Source organism: Kitasatospora sp. NPDC058444 (assembly GCF_042721415.1).
Lineage (GTDB): Bacteria > Actinomycetota > Actinomycetes > Streptomycetales > Streptomycetaceae > Kitasatospora.
In genome coordinates this window covers 14,273-32,197 of record NZ_JBHXLL010000009.1, presented here as the reverse complement: position 1 = coordinate 32,197, position 17,925 = coordinate 14,273, and the positions used below count along the sequence as shown (strand labels likewise).

General features: G+C 73.7%; 13 protein-coding genes, 1 tRNA gene and 1 riboswitch. Of the genes, 3 read left to right on the top strand and 11 right to left on the bottom strand.

The genetic code is table 11. From position 1 onward, the window contains the following. Positions 1–83: 83 nt before the first annotated feature. Positions 84–1,400 carry a hypothetical protein gene (locus tag ACFWP2_RS12790; RefSeq protein WP_380450400.1) on the top strand — a complete coding sequence of 439 codons (1,317 nt, stop codon included), beginning with the start codon at positions 84–86 and terminating at the stop codon, positions 1,398–1,400. Between the two features lie 3 nt (positions 1,401–1,403). On the opposite strand, the gene ACFWP2_RS12785 is transcribed toward ACFWP2_RS12790, so the two are convergent. Both ACFWP2_RS12785 and ACFWP2_RS12780 read right to left on the bottom strand, forming a co-directional pair. After that, the gene (locus ACFWP2_RS12785) at positions 1,404–2,843 is read right to left on the bottom strand and encodes an MFS transporter (RefSeq protein ID WP_380450399.1); all 1,440 of its coding nucleotides are present in this window, start codon (positions 2,841–2,843) and stop codon (positions 1,404–1,406) included. Between the two features lie 115 nt (positions 2,844–2,958). Further along, entirely contained in the window at positions 2,959–3,273 is a 315-nt protein-coding gene (locus ACFWP2_RS12780; RefSeq protein ID WP_380450398.1) for a DMT family transporter, read from the bottom strand. A 44-nt stretch (positions 3,274–3,317) separates the two neighbouring features. After that, a riboswitch (guanidine-III (ykkC-III) riboswitch) is annotated at positions 3,318–3,384 on the bottom strand. Positions 3,385–3,468: 84 nt separating this feature from the next. Here ACFWP2_RS12780 and ACFWP2_RS12775 point away from each other — a divergent pair. Next, positions 3,469–3,540 (top strand) — tRNA-Cys (locus ACFWP2_RS12775). A gap of 117 nt (positions 3,541–3,657) precedes the next feature. Here ACFWP2_RS12775 and ACFWP2_RS12770 read toward each other — a convergent pair. The 6 genes from ACFWP2_RS12770 to ACFWP2_RS12745 form a co-directional block, all read right to left on the bottom strand. Next, complete coding sequence (locus ACFWP2_RS12770; protein WP_380450397.1) at positions 3,658–5,985, bottom strand: xanthine dehydrogenase family protein molybdopterin-binding subunit; 2,328 nt, start codon at positions 5,983–5,985, stop codon at positions 3,658–3,660. Continuing rightward, entirely contained in the window at positions 5,982–7,292 is a 1,311-nt protein-coding gene (locus ACFWP2_RS12765) for a 2Fe-2S iron-sulfur cluster-binding protein (RefSeq protein ID WP_380450396.1), read from the bottom strand. The genes ACFWP2_RS12770 and ACFWP2_RS12765 overlap by 4 nt, the downstream gene beginning before the upstream one ends. Then, complete coding sequence (locus tag ACFWP2_RS12760) at positions 7,289–8,155, bottom strand: FAD binding domain-containing protein (protein WP_355265826.1); 867 nt, start codon at positions 8,153–8,155, stop codon at positions 7,289–7,291. Before ACFWP2_RS12760 ends, ACFWP2_RS12765 begins: the two co-directional genes overlap by 4 nt. A gap of 315 nt (positions 8,156–8,470) precedes the next feature. After that, positions 8,471–10,081: a beta-N-acetylhexosaminidase gene (locus ACFWP2_RS12755; RefSeq protein WP_380450395.1), complete on the bottom strand. Its 1,611-nt coding sequence runs from the start codon at positions 10,079–10,081 to the stop codon at positions 8,471–8,473. 127 nt (positions 10,082–10,208) lie between these two features. Further along, positions 10,209–10,490 (bottom strand): DUF3039 domain-containing protein, encoded by a 282-nt coding sequence (locus ACFWP2_RS12750; RefSeq protein ID WP_380450394.1) that lies wholly within the window; start codon positions 10,488–10,490, stop codon positions 10,209–10,211. A gap of 63 nt (positions 10,491–10,553) precedes the next feature. Beyond that, positions 10,554–11,138: a YqgE/AlgH family protein gene (locus ACFWP2_RS12745; RefSeq protein ID WP_380450393.1), complete on the bottom strand. Its 585-nt coding sequence runs from the start codon at positions 11,136–11,138 to the stop codon at positions 10,554–10,556. Positions 11,139–11,440: 302 nt separating this feature from the next. Between ACFWP2_RS12745 and murA the strand changes: the two genes are divergently transcribed. Next, positions 11,441–12,781, top strand: coding sequence for a UDP-N-acetylglucosamine 1-carboxyvinyltransferase (gene murA / locus ACFWP2_RS12740; protein ID WP_359825725.1), 1,341 nt, complete (start codon positions 11,441–11,443; stop codon positions 12,779–12,781). A gap of 76 nt (positions 12,782–12,857) precedes the next feature. Here murA and ACFWP2_RS12735 read toward each other — a convergent pair whose 3' ends face one another. The 3 genes from ACFWP2_RS12735 to ACFWP2_RS12725 all read right to left on the bottom strand — a co-directional run bounded on the left by ACFWP2_RS12735 (position 12,858) and on the right by ACFWP2_RS12725 (position 17,818). After that, positions 12,858–13,142 (bottom strand): HU family DNA-binding protein, encoded by a 285-nt coding sequence (locus tag ACFWP2_RS12735; RefSeq protein WP_030242980.1) that lies wholly within the window; start codon positions 13,140–13,142, stop codon positions 12,858–12,860. Between the two features lie 508 nt (positions 13,143–13,650). After that, positions 13,651–15,123 (bottom strand): NAD-dependent malic enzyme, encoded by a 1,473-nt coding sequence (locus ACFWP2_RS12730; RefSeq protein WP_380450392.1) that lies wholly within the window; start codon positions 15,121–15,123, stop codon positions 13,651–13,653. A gap of 391 nt (positions 15,124–15,514) precedes the next feature. Next, positions 15,515–17,818 (bottom strand): HelD family protein, encoded by a 2,304-nt coding sequence (locus ACFWP2_RS12725; protein WP_380450391.1) that lies wholly within the window; start codon positions 17,816–17,818, stop codon positions 15,515–15,517. Positions 17,819–17,925: the final 107 nt, after the last annotated feature.

Here is a 17,925-nt window from a genome sequence, read left to right as displayed (position 1 = left end):
CCGGTTACGGGTTCCCCCGCCCACGCGTCCGACCGGACTCCGCACTCCCGCACGCCGCCCACCGCCTCACGAACGGAGTGACCATGGAAGCCCTCTCACGCCGCACCCTGCTGACGGCCGGCGCCGCCACCGCCGCCACCCTGGCGGCCGGCTGCGGCAGCAACCACGCCACCGGCGGGGAGCGGGCGACCGGCGGCGCCGTCCCGGCCACCGCCGCGGCCGACGAGCAGGGCACCACCCCCACCCCGGCCCCGGCCCCGGCCCCCCGGCCGCAGGCCGTCCTGATCGGCGACGGCTCCACCTCGGACACCGGTGCCCAGCCGCACCAGCCCGTCCCCGAGCAGCTGCGGCCCGGGCAGCGCCCGCCGCAGTTCGTGGTCTTCTCCTGGGACGGCGCCGGCGAGCTCGACAACGGCCTGTTCGCCCGCTTCCGCCGGCTGGCCCAGGAGCACGACGCGAAGATGACCTTCTTCCTCAGCGGCCTCTACCTGCTGCCGGAGTCGAAGAAGGACCTCTACCGCCCGCCGCAGCACAAGGCCGGCGCCTCCGACATCGGCTACCTGAGCGACCAGCACATCCGCGACACCCTGGAGAACGTGCACGCGGCCTGGCTGGAGGGCCACGAGATCGGGACCCACTTCAACGGCCACTTCTGCGGCTCCACGGGCGTCGGCCGGTGGTCCCCGGAGGAGTGGGACAGCGAGATCCAGCAGGCGATGGACTTCGTGACGAACTGGCGCACCAACACCGGCTTCACCGACCTGCCCGCGCTGCCCTTCGACTACCGCAAGGAGCTGATCGGCAGCCGCACCCCCTGCCTGGAGGGCCAGCGCAACCTGCTGCCCACCGCGGTCAAGCGCGGCTGGCGCTACGACAGCAGCGGCAACGGCACCCAGGTGTGGCCGCAGAAGATCCAGGGCGGCGCGCTGTGGGACCTCCCGCTGCAGTCCATCCCGTTCCCCGGGCACACCTTCCAGGTGCTCTCGATGGACTACAACATCATGTACAACCAGTGCGGCCCCAACACCAAGGCCGACCCTGCGCTCCACCCCGGCTTCCAGACCCAGGCCCGCGACGCCTACCTGATGGGGTTCGACCGCGCCTACAACGGCAACCGGGCGCCGTACGTCATCGGCAACCACTTCGAGGAGTGGAACGGCGGCATCTACATGAACGCCGTCGAGGACGCCCTCAAGGCCATCGCGGAGAAGCCGGACGTCCGGCTGGTCTCCTTCCGGCAGCTGGTCGACTGGCTGGACGCCCAGGACCCGGCGGTGCTGCGCAAGCTCCAGACCCTCGCCCCGGGGCAGTCCCCGGCCGGCGGCTGGGAGGCCTTCCTCGGCGCCCCGGCGGGGGCCGCAGCCCCCGCCGCGGCCCCGGCCGGCGCCACCGCCGGCTGACCGTCAGGCCCGGGCGCGGACCCGCCCGGAGAGCAGCGCCCCCAGCAGCGACACCCCCACGCTGGTCAGGAACACCACCGCGAAGGCGCCGGGCGCCCCGGCGCCCTCCGCCGAGTCGTGGAGGGCGGCCACCGAGCCGCCGCCCAGCGCCGCGAACAGCACCCCGGCCAGGCCGGTGAGCAGCACGTTGCCCAGCGCGTCGCTCATCTGGAGCGCGGCCGAGTTGGCGCCGGCGTCCTCCGGCCTGGAGAGCTTCATCATCAGCACGCTGACGGAGGCGATGGACAGCCCCATCCCGAGGCCGCCGAAGCCCCAGGCGACCGCGGCCACCCAGGCCGGCACCGCCGGGACGAGCACCAGCGCGGCGCCCCCGATCGCCAGGGCGGTCAGCACGAAGCCGAACCTGATCATCGGCACCCGGAAGCGCTCGGCGGCCGGCCGGCCCTGGAGCCACGAGCCGAGCGCCCAGGTCAGGCCGCCGCTGGTCAGGGTGAGCCCGGCCAGCGTCGGCGAGAGGCCGCGCCGGCTGGTCATCATCAGCGGGATGAACACCTCGGCGGAGAAGAACGCCCCCGCCGCCACCCCGCGCAGCAGGATCACCGCCGGCAGCCCGCGCACCGCGCGCAGCGTCCCGGCGGGCAGCAGCCCGAGGACGGCCGGCACCAGCAGCGCCGCCCCGGCCGCCCCGGGGATCAGCCCGATCGGGTCGAGCCGCTGGCCGGCGTACTGCACCAGGCCGGCGCCGACCGCCGCCATCGCGGCCAGCCGGGTGCGGCGGCGGTCGAACCCGCCGCCCTTGGCCACCGGGTGCTCGCGCTCGGAGCGGGCCAGCGCCGGGCCCATCACGGCCAGCGGCAGCAGGATCAGCGCCGGCACCGCCAGGAACACCCAGCGCCAGCCCAGGTGCTGGGTGACGGCCCCGGCGACCAGCGGGCCGACGATCGAGGGCAGCACCCAGGCCGAGGAGAAGGCCGCGAACACGGACGGCCGCAGCCGCTCGGGATAGGCCCGGCCGACCACCACGTACAGGGCGACGATCACCAGCCCGCCGCCCAGGCCCTGGATCGACCGCCCGGCCACGAACACCCACATCCCGGGCGCCGTCCCGGCGACCACCAGGCCGACGCCGAACACCGCGATGCCGGTGAACAGCGGCCGCAGCGGGCCGCGCCGGTCGCACCACTGGCCGGAGACGACCAGGGCGAACAGGGTGCTGGTGAAGTAGCCGGAGAAGGCGAAGGCGTACAGCGGGACGCCGTGCAGTTGGCGGGCCGCGGTCGGCATCGCGGTGTTGACGGCCGTCGCCTCGAAGGCGATCACCAGGACCACCGAGACGATCCCCAGCGTCAGCGCGCGGTAGCGGCCGTCCATGACCCCGCCGCCGGGGTCGTCGTCGGGGGATATCGGTACGGGGTCGACCGAGGTGGGGGAGGCAGTGGTCATACGTGACATGGTAAGAGCCGTCAGCCGCGATGACCCCTGACCCGGGTCGGTGATCGCCTGGGTCCCGGGACCTAGGACGAGCCCGGGACGGCACGTGCGACGCGCGCCGCGAGGGTCAGTGCAGCACCTTGAGGCCCACCACGCCGGAGACGATCAGCAGCAGGCAGCCGATCCGGGCCATGGTCACCGCGTCCCCCAGGACGGCCATGCCGTAGACCGCGGTGCCGACCGCGCCGATGCCGACCCAGACGGCGTAGCCGGTACCGATCGGAATGGTGCGCATCGCGTACGCCAGACCGCCCATGCTGAACAGCAGTGCGACGCCGAAGACGAGGCTGGGAACGAGCCGGGTGAAGCCCTTGGACGATTCCAGGGCGACCGCCCACACGGTCTCCAGGAGACCCGAGAGGATCAGAACGAGCCAGGCCATGACGGTGGTACCTCCGCAGTCCGCAGCGGCCGGATTGCCGCTGAACTGCGCCGTCTTGTCGTCACCGGGTACGACGCGCTCGTCCGGGGTGGCGGAAATGACGCCACCTGCCTCCGACCGTAGCACACACTGCCATACAGAATTTACAAAAGGGCATTGACCCCTCTCCCCCGGATCGGCCACCATGAATTCACTGGCCGTGTGCCCGAGTGGCTTAGGGAACCGTCTGCAAAGCGGTGCACGCGGGTTCGATTCCCGCCATGGCCTCGCCGGAAAAGGAATTGCCGGTCGACTCCGGAAGTCGGCCGGCAATTCCTTTCTGCTTTTCCTTTTCCCGGGAGCCCCCGTCTTCCCGGGAGCCCCCGGTTCTCCCGGGAGCCCCGGTCAGGAGGTGACGGCGTCCTCCGCCCGGATCGGCAGCCGCCCGACCGGCAGGCCGGTGGCCGCGCGCACGGCCGCGGCAACGGCCGCCGGGGCGACCACCGCGGGAACCGCGCCGACCGCCTTGGCGCCGAACGGGGCCACCACGTCGCGCTCCTCCAGCAGCGCGGCGATCCGCACCTCCGGGGTGTCCAGCGCGGTGGGCAGCCGGTAGCCGGTGAGCGAGGGGTTCTGCAGCACCCCGCCCTCCGTCCGCAGGTCCTCCAGCAGCGCCAGGCCCACGCCCTGGGCCACACCCGCCTCGATCCGGTCCTCGATCTGGCGCGGGTTCAGCGCCCGGCCGACGTCCTGGGCGACGGTCATCTCGACCACCCGGACCGCGCCCAGCTCGATGTCCACGTCCACCACCGCGCGCATCGCGCAGAACGAGATCGAGACGAAGGCGTCGCCCTGCCCGGCCTCGTCCAGCGGCTCGGTGGGGTGCGGGCGGCACTGCGCGGTGGCCCACAGCTCCTTGCCCTCCAGCGCCTCGGCGACCGGCATGCCGAGCACCCCGTCGTACGAGGTGATCTTGCCGTCGGCGATCTGGAGCAGCTCCGCCGACATCCCGAAGTTCGCCGCGATCGGCTGCAGCAGCTGGTGGCGGACCATCAGCGCGGCCCGCTCCACGGCACCGCCGGAGACCCAGGTGTGCCGGCCTCGGGCGGACGGCCCGGCGATCGACTGGTCGCTGTCGGCCGGGGCGATGTAGACCTCGCTGACGCCCAGCACGGTCTGCACGATCTGCCGGGCCAGCGTCGCGAAGCCCTGCCCGGCGTCGACCGCCGCGCAGATCACCGTGGCGTGGTCGCCGCTGACCCGCACGGTCGCGGTGGAGACCTCGTCCTCGCCCTCGGCGCCCAGCATGTGCACCATGCCGACGGCGTAGCCGATGCCGCGCCGCACCGCCGCCGGGTCGCCGGCGCCGCCGGGCCCGCCCGGCAGCAGCCACTCGGCGTCCGGGTCGTCCACCGGCAGGGCCGGCAGCGGCTCGGCCGCCACCGCGTCCAGCAGGGCCCGCACCGGCGCCGGGCAGGTGACGGCCTGTCCGGTGGGCAGCGGGTCGCCGGTGGACATCGCGTTGCGGCGGCGGATCTCCACCGGGTCCACGCCGATCCGGGCGGCCAGCTGGTCCAGCTGCGACTCGTACGCGAAGCAGGCCTGGAGGGCGCCCTCGCCGCGCATCCGGCCGGCCGGCGGGTTGTTGGTGCGCACCGCCCAGGCGTCCACGAAGACGTTCGGGCAGACGTACGGACCGGCCGAGAAGGCCGTCGCGGCGGCCAGCGCCTCGGCGGAGACGTCCGCGTAGGCGCCGCCGTCCAGCAGGATCTGCGCCTCGACCTTCACCAGCGTGCCCTCGGCGTCGGCGTGGTGGCGGTAGCGCAGGAGCGCGGGGTGGCGCGAGGTGTGGGTGTGGAAGGACTCCTCGCGGGTGAGCGTCATCTTCACCGGGCGGCCGGTGCGCAGCGCCAGCAGGGCCAGGGTGACCTGGAACGAGATGTCCTCGCGGTCGGTGGTGGCGCCGGGCACGCCGGTGGCCACCAGCCGGACCCGGTCCGGCTCCAGGCCCAGGCAGGCGGCGGTGCGGTCGCGGTCGCCGTGCGGGTCGGTGGAGGACAGGTGCAGCTCGACGCCGCCGTCCGGGCGGGGCACGGCCAGCCCGGCCTCGGCGCCGAGCGGGGCCGGGTCCTGCCGGCCGACCTGGTAGAGGCCCTCGACGACGATCTCGCCGACCGCGTCCGGGTCCCCGGTGCGCAGCGGCAGGTGGCGGAACAGGTTGCCGTCCGGGTGCAGCGGCGGCGCGGTGAAGGCCTGCTCCGGGTCGGTGACGGCCTCCAGCGGCTCGTAGTCGACCGCGATCAGGCCGACCGCCAGCCGGGCGGTGTCCGGGTGGTCGGCGGCCACCGCGGCGATCGGCTCGCCGTGGTGGCGCACCACGCCGGCGGCCAGCACCGGCCGGTCGGCGACGATCGGCCCGGCCGGGGCGCCGTCGGGGGTGCCGTCCGGGCCGGGCGGCAGGTCGGCGGCGGTGACCACGGCGTGCACGCCGGGCAGCGCCAGCGCGGCCGAGGTGTCGATGCCGCGGATCCGGGCGTGCGGGTGCGGCGAGCGCAGCACCGCGCCCCACAGCAGCCCCTCGGCCCACAGGTCGGCCGCGTACGGGTAGATGCCGAGCGCCTTGGGCAGCGCGTCACCGCGCAGCGGGGAGCTGCCCAGGCCGATCGGCTCCGGTGCGCCGCCCTCGCCGCCGTCCTGCTGGAGTGCTGCGCCGATGTCGGTAGGCGACGTCATGATGCGTGGTCGTCCTCGGGGAGCCGGATGCCGTGGGCGGGGGTGGCGCCGTACGGGACACCGGCCGGGGCGCCGCCCTCGGCCGGGGCACCGTGCGGGTGCGGGTCGGCGTACGGGGTGCCGTGCGGCGGCGTGCCGTCGTGGGCGGCGCCGGGCAGCGGCGTTCCGTGCGCGGGGGTGGGCTCGTAGACCGGGGCGTCGTACCCGGTGTCGTAGCCGTTCTGCTGCGGGTGGCCGTCCGGGTAGGGCAGGTAGGTGCCGTGCGCGGGGGTGGCCTGGTACGGCTGCTCGGGGTAGCCCTGCGGCGGGTAGTAGACCTGGTCGTCGGCGGCCTGGGCGGGGATGGTGTCCCGGATCGGGGCCAGCACGGTGGTGTCGTACACGCCGGTGTCGTAGCCGCCCTGGGGGTCGCCGTACGGCGACCCGGCCGGGGCCGGCTCGACGCCGTGCTGCCCCGGGTGGTGCTGAGGGTGCTGCCCCGGGTGGTGCTGCGGGTGCTGCTCCGCGGGGTGGTGGCCGACGGGGTGCTGCTCCGCGGGGTGGGCGACCGGGTCGGGGACCGGGTGGGCCTCGACGGGCTGCTGCGGGACGTGCTCGATCCAGGCCTCGGCGTCGGCGTAGACCGGCGGCTCGACGGCCTGCCCGGGTTCGACCGGCACCTCCGCCGGATGCCCGGCGGTCGCCACGGCGACCGGCTGGGTCGGCGCCTCGGGAGCGGGCCCGGCGGCCTGCGCGGCGGCCTCCTCCGCCTCCTCGGCCTCCAGCGCCCGGGCGTCCGCGACGGTCTGGACGGCGGCCAGCACGCCCCGGTAGCCGGTGCAGCGGCAGAGGTTGCCGCACAGGGCCTGCCGGGCCTCCACCTCGGTGGGCCGGTGGTTGCGCTGGAGCAGGTCGTGCACCGCCATCGCCATGCCGGGGGTGCAGTAGCCGCACTGGACGGCGCCGGAGGCGGCCAGCGCCTGCTGGACGTCGCTCGCGCCGCCGGCGGCGGACAGGCCCTCGACGGTGTTGATCTCGCTGTCGGCGGCCAGCGCGGCGGGCACCAGGCAGCCGGCCACCAGCTGGCCGTCCACCTGCACCGAGCAGGCCCCGCACTCGCCCTGCTCGCAGCCGTCCTTGGCGCCGGCCAGGCCGAGCCGCTCGCGCAGCACGTAGAGCAGGCTCTCGCCGATCCAGGCGTCGGTGACGGGCCGTTCGAAACCGTTGACCCGCAGCGTGTACGAGGCGCACGGGCGCAGCTCGCGGCTGACCTGTGGGGAGAGGCCGAGCGGGTCGGCGTCCAGGGTCTCGATGGGGTCTGTGGTCACTTCAGCGCCCTTCCCAGTGCCCGTCGGGCCAGCACCGATACGGTACGCCGCAACCGAACCGCGGCCGCCGTCGGCCCCTCGGTCACGGCCTCCCAGGCGCCCTCGGCGCCGTAGTTGTCGGGGACGCAGGCGGCGGCCACGTACTCGCCGAAGGCGGCGGTCGCGGCCGGGTCGATCTCCCGGCTGCCGTCCCAGTCGATGCAGCCGGCCACCCAGGCCTCGGCCTCCAGCGGGCGCAGCGGCACCGGGGCGACGGCCCCGACGGCGCAGCGCACCGAGCGCCGGGCCGGGTCGAGGACGAGGGCGACGGAGGCGGTGGCGCGGGCCGGGCCGCTGCGGCCGGTGGCCTTGAGGAAGACCTGCGGGGCGTGCAGCAGCGGGACGCGCACCCAGGTGAGCAGTTCGCCGGGGCGCACCGGGTCGAGCCCGGTGAGCAGGTGACTGACCGGCACCTCGCGGGTGCCCCCGGCCCGGGCCAGGGTGACGCTGGCCTCCAGCGCGGTGAGCACCGGGAGGGTGTCGCCGGCCGGGGCGGCGGTGACGATGTTCCCGCCGAGGGTGCCGACGTTGCGGACCTGCGGCGGGCCGGCGGTGCGGGCGGCGTCGGCGAGCGCGGGGATGAGCGCGGCGAAGTCGGGGCGGTCCATCCGGGCGTGGGTGAGTCCGGCGCCGAGCACGGCGGTGCCGCCGTCCTCGTAGCGCCAGCCGCGCAGTTCGGTGATCCGACCGAGGCCGACCAGGGCGGCGGGTCGCAGCCGGCCGGCGTTGACGGCCTCCATCAGGTCGGTGGCTCCGGCCACCGGTACCGCGGCCGGGGCGGCGGCCAGCGCGTCGACGGCCTCGTCGAGGGAGGCCGGCAGCATGATCGTCCGGTTCACCTGGGTCCCACCGTGCTCCACTTGCTCATCGATCGCCTGCCGCCCGCCGGCCTTCGGCCGTGCCGTCCTGCGTCAGCAGCCCGGCCTGGCCCGTAGGGTACGGGCGATCGGGCCGGGTTGGGCAACTCTGGCACACAATGCTCGATGATCATTTCGGGACCGGTGAACGGGACTGCCCGATTGGGACTGATACCGGGCGGTATCTGCCCCGACCCGCTCCGGGCCAGGGCAGATGTTCATCAGTTCTTGACGTCGGACGACCGCTCAGAAGTTCCCCGCGGGTAGGACCAACGGGTCGGACTAGCGGACCGGCGGCGGGCCCTCGATCGGCCGGCCGACCACTCCGGGCCAGCGCTGCCACGGGTGCGGACCGTCCGCCGGGCGGTATTCGACGCCCAGCGCGTCCAGCACCCCGAGGTGCGCCGTCAGCCGCTGCTCGAAGCCGGCGAAGTCCCGCTCGGCCGGCTCCGCGGGCAGCTCGGACCAGGCGACCTCGGCGAAGGCGACCAGCCGGGGGAAGGCCCGGTAGTCGATGTCCCGGGCGCTGTCCATGAACTCGCTCCACAGGTTGGCCTGGGTGCCGATCACGTGCCGGGCGGCGGCCTCGTCCAGCTGCTTCGGGACCGGCTCGAACCGGTAGACGTCCTCCAGGGTGCGCACGAAACCGACCGGGATCGGCTCGTCCGGTCCGTCGGCCTGCCGGTGGTCGAAGTAGACGTGCTGCTCGGGGCACATCACCACGTCGTGCCCGGCCTTCGCGGCGGCGACCCCGCCGCCGAAGCCGCGCCAGGAGGAGACGGCGGCGCCCGGCGCGAGCCCGCCCTCCAGGATCTCGTCCCAGCCGATCAGCCGGCGGCCGCGCTCGGCCAGCCAGCCGTCGAAGTGCCGGATGAGGTGACTCTGCAGTTCGTCCTCGTTGGCCAGGCCGAGCTCGCGGATCCGGGCCTGCGCGGCGGCGCTGTCCTTCCACTGCTCCTTGGGGCACTCGTCGCCGCCGAGGTGGATGAACTCGGACGGGAAGAGCTCCAGGACCTCCTCCAGCACGCCCTCGAAGAAGCGCAGGGTCTCCTCGGAGGCGTTGAGCACGTGGTGGCTCACCCCCCAGTCGGTCCAGACCCCGAGCGCGGCGGTGTCCACCACGTCGGTGTTGCCCAGCTCGGGGTAGGCGGCGACGGCGGCCTGGGTGTGGCCGGGCAGGTCGACCTCCGGGACGACGGTGACCCCGCGGGCGGCCGCGTAGGCGACGATCTCGCGCAGGTCGTCCTGGGTGTAGTAGCCGCCGTGCGGGCGGTCGTCGCGGCGCTGTCCGGCCCGGTACCCGACCATCGAGCGCTCCCGCCAGGCGCCGCGCCCGGTCAGCCTCGGGTAGCGCTTGATCTCGATCCGCCAGCCCTGGTCGTCGGTCAGGTGCAGGTGCAGCACGTTGAGCTTGTGCGCGGCCATCAGGTCGACGAAGCGCAGCACGTCGGACTTGGGCAGGAAGTGCCGGGCGACGTCGAGCAGCGCGCCGCGCCAGCCGAACCGGGGGGCGTCCGCGATGTCGGCGCCGGGCAGCACCCAGCCCTCGCGGCGCAGCGGAGAGCGGCGGTAGGCGTCCGGCCCGAGCAGCTGCCGCAGGGTCTGCGCGCCCCACAGCGCGCCGGCCGGGCCGCCCGCGGCGAGCAGGGCGTGACCGGGGCGCACCGTGATCCGGTACGCCTCGGCGGCGAGCGCCGCGTCCTCGACCAGCTCGATGCCCGCCCCCGGCCGGCCCGGGCCGAGCGGCAGGCCGGTGGCGGCGGACAGTGTGGCCCGCAGCCAGCGCTCGGCGTCGGCCAGCGCGGGGGGTGCGGTCAGCGTGGTGGCGGCGTCGAGCGGGTAGTCCTCGTCCGGGCGGCGGGCGGCACTCGAAGGTGCGGGAATGAGGTCCATTCCGACATCCTGCCCACCCCCGAACGATTGGCATAGACCACCGGGAGAACGGGGGTGCTATGCAAAACGGCGTTGCGCGGAGCGCCGCGGACCCGCCGATCGCCGCGGACCGGCGGAGCGCCGCGGACTACTTCTTGTTGTCGCCGTCGCCGCCCTGCGGCTTGCCGATGCCGTCGTAGATCTCCTTGCACATCGGGCAGACCGGGTACTTCTTCGGGTCGCGCCCGGGCACCCACACCTTGCCGCAGAGCGCCACCACGGGAGACCCGGAGAGCGCGCTCTCCATGATCTTGTCCTTCTGGACGTAGTGCGCGAAGCGCTCGTGGTCGCCGTCCCCGTTGGACACCTGCGGGATGGGCTCGACCAGGGTGCCGGTGCCGAGGCCGCGCTCGGGCTCAAGAGTGCTCATGGGTGCCAAGTCTATGGGGGCCTCCGGAAACCGGGCCAGTATCGCGGCGCGGGGCCGGCCGGCTCAGTTCATCGTCGGGTCGTCGGGGTAGGTGGCCAGCAGGGCGAGCGGGCCGCGCTGGCGGCGCAGCACCGAGCGCCACAGCCGCTCCGGCTCGGGGCTGGAGACGTCCCCGGGCTCGCAGTCCACCAGGTACCAGGCGCCGCTCTCCAGCTCCGCCTCCAGCTGTCCCGGCGACCAGCCGGCGTACCCGGCGAAGATCCGCAGGCTGCCCAGCTCGCCGGCCAGCACCTCGGGCGGCGCCTCCAGGTCCACCAGGCCGATCGCGCCGTGCACCCGGCGCCAGCCGAGCGGCTCGCCGGTGCCCGGCTCCCCCGGTGCCACCGCGAGGCCGAGTGCCGAGTCCAGCGCCACCGGGCCGCCCTGGAACACCACGGCCGGCTGCCCGACGAGTCTGTTCCAGCCGTCCAGCACACTTCCCACCTCGACCGGCGTCGGCCGGTTGAGGACCACGCCGAGCGCCCCCTCGACGTCGTGGTCGAGGAGCAGCACCACCGCCCGCGCGAAGTTCGGGTCGGTGAGCAGGGGCGTCGCGACGAGCAGACAGCCGGTGTGGGACCGGCCTCCGTGCGAATGGGCCGCCGTCATGCCCACATGATCCCGCAGAACGGCACCGCTCGGACACCGCAACGCGCTTTGACCCGCATGGCGGAAGAACACCCGTACGGCCGCACCGGGGGGCGGGCGCGGGCCCGGAGAGAGCACCATCACGGGAGAGGTTCACGGGAACCAACGGAGCGCCTACTACCATCTACGTCTGGTGGACGCCCTTATACGGTGCCGACTCGGTTTCGCCGGGGGCCCGAGCGCGCCCGTACGACCGGTCCACCACCGGCTCTCTCCCGGAGCCCCTCCCCCCGACTCCTCTGGCACCCCGGATTGCGAGAACGATGACCGACGACGTCCTGCTGGTCCATGGCGGAAACCCGCTCGAAGGCGAGATCCGCGTCCGCGGTGCGAAGAACCTGGTGCCCAAGGCCATGGTCGCCGCCCTCCTCGGGCAGGGCCCCAGCAGACTGCGCAACGTCCCGGACATCCGCGACGTCAAGGTGGTCCGCGGCCTGCTGCAGCTGCACGGCGTGACCGTGCGCACCGGTGACGAGGACGGCGAGCTGATCCTCGACCCCTCGCACGTCGAGAGCGCCAACGTCGCCGACATCGACGCCCACGCCGGCTCCTCGCGGATCCCGATCCTGTTCTGCGGCCCGCTGCTGCACCGCCTCGGCCACGCCTTCATCCCCGGCCTCGGCGGCTGCGACATCGGCGGCCGTCCCGTCGACTTCCACTTCGAGGTGCTGCGCCAGTTCGGCGCCACCATCGAGAAGCACCCGCAGGGCACCTACCTGGTCGCCCCGCAGCGGCTGCGCGGCACCAAGATCGAGCTGCCCTACCCGTCGGTCGGCGCGACCGAGCAGGTGCTGCTGACCGCCGTCCTCGCCGAGGGCGTCACCGAGCTGCGCAACGCGGCCATCGAGCCGGAGATCGTCGACCTGATCTGCGTGCTGCAGAAGATGGGCGCGATCATCACGCTGGGCACCGACCGGACGATCCTGATCACCGGCGTGGACGAGCTGAACGGCTACAACCACCGCGCGCTGCCGGACCGCCTGGAGGCGGCCTCCTGGGCCTGCGCGGCGCTGGCCACCAAGGGCGACATCTACGTCCGCGGCGCCCGCCAGCTGGAGATGATGACCTTCCTGAACACCTTCCGGAAGGTCGGCGGCGCCTTCGAGGTGGACGACGAGGGCATCCGCTTCTGGCACCCGGGCGGCGAGCTCAAGGCGATCGCCCTGGAGACCGACGTGCACCCGGGCTTCCAGACCGACTGGCAGCAGCCGCTGGTGGTCGCGCTGACCCAGGCCACCGGCCTGTCCATCGTCCACGAGACGGTGTACGAGTCGCGGCTCGGCTTCACCGGCGCGCTGAACCAGATGGGCGCGCACATCCAGCTCTACCGCGAGTGCCTGGGCGGCACCCCGTGCCGCTTCGGCGCCCGCAACTTCCTGCACTCCGCGGTCGTCTCCGGCCCGTCCAAGCTGATCGGCTCCGAGCTGGTCATCCCGGACCTGCGCGGCGGCTTCTCGTACCTGATCGCGGCGCTGGCGGCCGAGGGCACCTCGACCGTGCACGGCATCGACCTGATCAACCGCGGCTACGAGAACTTCATGGACAAGCTGCGCGACCTGGGCGCCCACGTCGAGCTGCCCAGCGAGCAGCTGGTCGACGCCTGACGGTCCGCCCGCGGCAACGGCGAGAGGCCGGGCTCCCCAGCGGGGAGCCCGGCCTCTCGGGCGTTCAAGGGGTGGCTCAGGCAGCGCCCTTGGCGGCTTCCTTCAGCTTGGAGCCGGCGCTCACCTTGGCGCTGTAGCCCGCGGCGATCTGGATCGGCTCGCCGGTCTGCGGGTTGCGGGCGGTGCGGGCAGCGCGGTGGGTGCGCTCGAAGGTCAGGAAACCGGGGATGGTGACCTTCTCGTCGCCCTTGGCGACGACCTCGCCGACGATCTCGGCGAAGGCGGCCAGAACGGCGTCGGCGTCCTTGCGGGTCACCTCGGCGCGCTCGGACAGCGCGGCCACCAGCTCACTGCGGTTCATGTGTACTCCTGTGGTCTGTTCGCTTGCGGTGCGCGGGGGCCCATCGGTACTCCCACCGGGGGGCACCCGGATGGGCCGCAGGTCCGCACACTGTGCTCATGCAGGCAATGCGTGGTCGCAGGCCGGGTCCGCACCCGATGCCGCGCGCCTGGGCCGTCGAAGGCCCGCCCGCCCGCCTGGGTACGAATCCTGCCCCGACCGGCCCCGAGAAAGCCAATCGGGCCCCGGCCGAGCCACCCGAACCTCGCCCGCCCGTTGGAGGTGTGACGCTCCGTCGGCTCCGGCGGACCGGGCGCGGGCGGCGGTCGGGACGACACGCCGGAAGACCAGGGGGACGTTCCGTACTTGTCGGACACGCCTGCCCCGTGCAGGGCTACGGTACGCCCTACGACTGACAAGCCCAAACACGCCCCTCGCCCTTGTGTCGCAAGGGTTCGGGGCGAGCTGGGCGGGTATGGTCACTATTCGCACATTTGAGCGATCTGCGACACGTCGCCCGATCCGGCCGTCAGAGCTTGACGGTGGGGAACGCGGAGGTGTCGAGGGTGCCGACGATGCCCGGGGTCGGACGGGCCGGCGTACGGTCCTCCTGGGCCCCCGCCAGGGCCGCCTCGCGCACCGCGGAGGCGACGGTCTTGGCGACGTCCTTGTGGAACACGCTCGGGATGATGTAGTTGGCGTTCAGCTCGTCGTCGGCCACGGTGGTGGCCAGCGCCCGGGCGGCGGCGATCATCATCTCCGTGTTGACGGTGCGGCTCTGGGCGTCCAGCAGGCCGCGGAAGACGCCCGGGAAGACCAGCACGTTGTTGATCTGGTTCGGGAAGTCGCTGCGGCCGGTGGCGACCACGGCGGCGGTCTGCCGGGCGATGGCCGGGTCGACCTCCGGGTCCGGGTTGGCCAGCGCGAAGACGATCGCGTCCTCGGCCATGGTGGCCAGGTCGTCGCCGTCCAGGACGTTCGGGGCGGAGACGCCGATGAACACGTCGGCGCCCGCCACGGCCTCCTTGAGGCTGCCGGTGCGGCCCGAGCGGTTGGTGTGCTCGGCGATCCAGCGCAGGTTCTCGTTGAGGTCCTCGCGGCCCAGGTGGACCACGCCCCGCACGTCCGCCACGGTGGCGTGCTCGACGCCGGCCGCCATCAGCAGCTTGAGGATCGCGGTGCCGGCGGCGCCGGCGCCCGACATCACCACGCGGATGTCGCCGATCGGCTTGCCGACCACCTTCAGCGCGTTGGTGAGGGCGGCCAGCACCACGATCGCGGTGCCGTGCTGGTCGTCGTGGAAGACCGGGATGTCCAGGGCCTCGCGCAGCCGGGCCTCGATCTCGAAGCAGCGGGGCGCGGAGATGTCCTCCAGGTTGATCCCGGCGAAGCCCGGGGCGATCGCCTTGACGATGGCGACGATCTCGTCGGTGTCCTGGGTGTCCAGGCAGATCGGCCAGGCGTCGATCCCGGCGAAGCGCTTGAACAGGGCCGCCTTGCCCTCCATGACGGGCAGCGCGGCCTCCGGGCCGATGTTGCCCAGGCCCAGCACGGCCGAGCCGTCGGTGACCACGGCGACGCTGTTGCGCTTGATGGTCAGGCGACGGGCGTCCTCGGGGTTCTCCGCGATCGCCATGCAGACCCGGGCGACACCCGGGGTGTAGATCATGCTGAGGTCGTCACGGTTGCGGATCGGCAGCTTCGAGGACATCTCGATCTTGCCGCCGAGGTGCATCAGGAAGGTGCGGTCCGAGACCTTGCCGATCGACACGCCGTCGATCGCGCGCAGCTTCTCGACGATCTCCTCGCCGTGCGCGACCGAGGACGCCGCCACCGTGACGTCGATCCGCAGCGCCTCCAGGCCGGAGGCGGTGACGTCGAGACCGGTCACCGAACCGCCGGAGGACTCCACGGCCGTGGTGATCGCACTGACGGCGTTGCCCCGGGCCGGGACCTCCAGCCGTACCGTGATCGAGTTGGAGACACTGGGCACCGTCGCCATCGACGCTTCCTTCTTCCGTCTGATCCCGCAGGCTCAACATTTTGTTGAAGGCATCGCCTGCGCATGCTAGGCCTCGATCGTCGCACCTTCCAAGGGGTAGCCAGAAATAACGTTCATTGAGTGTGCGGACCCGACAATCACACCCGAAGGCCGCCGGTCCCCGCCACTCGCTCCTTGCCTCTCCGGGCCGATGCGTTACATTGGACGGGACACCGGCTCGATCCAAGCCCCCGGGCCCAACCTTCGTCCCTTCGAGGGACCACTTGCCGCGAGGCGAGCATGGCGGGTCGGTGTCATAAACGTCTGAAGGCCCCTCACCAGCCGGTGAGGGGCCTTCTTCCGTCGGACCCGGTCGGGCCCCGCCGGAGTGCGACGGGGCCCGTAGGGGCCGTCAGCCGTGCAGCAGCGCGGGCACGCCGGCCGCGTCCGGCAGGTCGTCCGGGCCGGAGAGCACGGTCAGCCGCTGGGTCGCGCGGGTCAGCGCCACGTACAGCACCCGCAGCCCGGCCTCCGACTCGCCGGCGATGCCGGTCGGGTCGGCCACCACGGTCGCGTCGTACTCCAGGCCCTTGGCCTCCAGGCTGCCCAGCGCCACCACGCGCCCGCCCAGGCCCTCGGCCCAGCCGGCCGCCTCGTCCCGGCGGTCCATCGGCACCACGATCGCCACGGTGCCGTCCACCTCGCCCAGCAGCCGCTCCAGCTCCGCCCTGGCGGCCTTGCCGAAAGCCTCCGGCGAGGGGTCGGTGGTGGCCGCGAAGCGCGGCTCCACGCCGACGCGGCGCACCGCGCTCGGCGACGGGGTGCCCGGCGCGGCCAGCGCCAGCACCTTCGCCGCGACCTCGGCGATCTCGGCCGGGTTGCGGTAGTTCACGGTCAGCGTGAAACGGCGGCGCGGCTTGCCGGAGAGCACCTCGTCCAGCGCGGCCTGGGCCTCCTGCGGGAACGGCCAGGAGGACTGCGCCGGGTCGCCGACGATCGTCCAGGTGGCCATCCGGGCCCGGCGGCCGATCATCCGCCACTGCATCGGGGTGAGGTCCTGCGCCTCGTCCACGATGATGTGCGCGTACTCCTTGCGCTCGACCGGCTGGCGGTCGCGCTGGCGGGCGCTGCGGTCGGCGAAGGTGGTGACCTCCTCCAGGCCGCTCAGCAGGTCCACCGCGTCCACCTCGCGGACCTTCGGCCGGGCCGGCTCGCCGAGCAGCACCTGGAGCTCGTCGATCAGCGCCACGTCGTGCGCGGACAGCGCGCCCTCGCCCCGCGCCGACAGGTGGCGCCACGAGGCGGCCAGCAGCCGGGCCTCGTCCGGGGTGACGGCGCGGCGGGCGATCCGGTTGATGTGCCGGTGCTGGCGCAGCGTGCCCAGCACCCCGCGCGGGGTCAGCGCCGGCCACCAGGCGTCCAGGAAGTCCAGGAACGACGCCTCGTCCGAGACGTACTCGTCGAAGGACTCCTTCTCCTCCTGGCGCTGCTCGCGGGCGTAGTGATCCGCGGGCTTCGGCAGGTCCCTGGTGGCCTGCTGCCACAGGGCGTCCAGCAGCAGCCGGCGGGCACGCGGGCGCAGCAGGTTCAGCGGGGTGCCGCCGGAGCCCACCACGTTGCCGCGCACCGCCTTCAGCCGGGAGGCGTCGAGCTTCAGCACCTCGCCGCGGGCGACGACCTTCAGCTCCTGCGGCGCGCCCAGCTCCAGGGCCGCGCGGGCGGCCCGGCGCAGCAGCTGCACCATCCGGCCCGAGCCCTTGACCCGGGCCGCCTCGGGGGTGTCGTACGTGCCCGCCTCGATGCCGTCCACCAGCGAGCCGACCGCCCGGATGGCGACCTGGCCCTCCTCGCCCAGCGCGGGCAGCACGCCCTCGGTGTAGGAGACCAGCAGCGGGGTCGGCGAGACCACCAGGATGCCCCCGGCGTAGCGGCGGCGGTCCTGGTAGAGCAGGTAGGCGGCGCGGTGCAGGGCGACGGCGGTCTTGCCGGTGCCCGGACCGCCGGTGACCAGGGTGGCGCCCGCGGCGGCGGCGCGGATCACCTCGTCCTGCTCCTTCTGGATGGAGGAGACGATGTCGCGCATCGAGTGGCTGCGGGCGCGGCCCAGCGAGGCCATCAGCGCGCCGTCGCCGACCACGGCCAGCTCCTCGCCGTCCAGGGTCGGGGTGAGGTCCGGACGCAGCAGGTCGTCCTCGACGCCGATCACCTTGCGGCCCTTGGAGCGGATCACCCGGCGGCGGATCACCCGGCCCGGCTCGACCGGGGTGGCGCGGTAGAACGGGGCGGCGGCGGGCGCGCGCCAGTCGATCACCAACGGGCCGTACTCGGCGTCCAGCACGCCCAGCCGGCCGATGTGGAGGGTCTCGGCGACGGCCGGGTCGGCCGGGTCGAGCGGGGTGTCGGACGGGATGCCGTGCTCCTCCGGGGCGTCCGCCCGCTGGAGGTCGATCCGGCCGAACAGGAAGTCCTCGAACTCGCTGTTCAGTCGCTGGAGGTGGGCGCCGGCCCGGTAGACCTGGGCGTCGCGTTCGGCGAGCGCGCCGGGAGTGCCGACCTGGACCCGCTTGGCGGCGTCCTCCAGGATGTACTCGGCCTCGGCGAGCTTCTCCTCCAACCGGTGGTAGACGGTGTCGAGGTGCTGCTGCTCACCGGCGATCTCGCGCGTGCGGACGGTCTCGTGGTCGGTGGCGGGGGTGGTGGGCGTGTTGCTCTGCATGGCCTCGGTGGTTGCGGCGGAATCCCGCTCCGGAAAACGAGCGGACGGATGATCCTACGCCGCCACCCCCGGGCCGCGCTGCTCCGGAACGTACAAAAATCGAAGGG

Coding starts and splice junctions, on each gene's coding strand:
- ACFWP2_RS12755 (WP_380450395.1), bottom strand. CDS start 10,081: ATGGACCTCATTCCCGCACCTTCGAGTGCCGCCCGCCGCCCGGACGAG.
- ACFWP2_RS12730 (WP_380450392.1), bottom strand. CDS start 15,123: ATGGCGACGGTGCCCAGTGTCTCCAACTCGATCACGGTACGGCTGGAG.
- ACFWP2_RS12760 (WP_355265826.1), bottom strand. CDS start 8,155: ATGCTGCCGGCCTCCCTCGACGAGGCCGTCGACGCGCTGGCCGCCGCC.
- ACFWP2_RS12790 (WP_380450400.1), top strand. CDS start 84: ATGGAAGCCCTCTCACGCCGCACCCTGCTGACGGCCGGCGCCGCCACC.
- ACFWP2_RS12745 (WP_380450393.1), bottom strand. CDS start 11,138: ATGACGGCGGCCCATTCGCACGGAGGCCGGTCCCACACCGGCTGTCTG.
- ACFWP2_RS12785 (WP_380450399.1), bottom strand. CDS start 2,843: ATGACCACTGCCTCCCCCACCTCGGTCGACCCCGTACCGATATCCCCC.
- ACFWP2_RS12735 (WP_030242980.1), bottom strand. CDS start 13,142: ATGAACCGCAGTGAGCTGGTGGCCGCGCTGTCCGAGCGCGCCGAGGTG.
- ACFWP2_RS12725 (WP_380450391.1), bottom strand. CDS start 17,818: ATGCAGAGCAACACGCCCACCACCCCCGCCACCGACCACGAGACCGTC.
- murA (WP_359825725.1), top strand. CDS start 11,441: ATGACCGACGACGTCCTGCTGGTCCATGGCGGAAACCCGCTCGAAGGC.
- ACFWP2_RS12770 (WP_380450397.1), bottom strand. CDS start 5,985: ATGACGTCGCCTACCGACATCGGCGCAGCACTCCAGCAGGACGGCGGC.
- ACFWP2_RS12750 (WP_380450394.1), bottom strand. CDS start 10,490: ATGAGCACTCTTGAGCCCGAGCGCGGCCTCGGCACCGGCACCCTGGTC.
- ACFWP2_RS12780 (WP_380450398.1), bottom strand. CDS start 3,273: ATGGCCTGGCTCGTTCTGATCCTCTCGGGTCTCCTGGAGACCGTGTGG.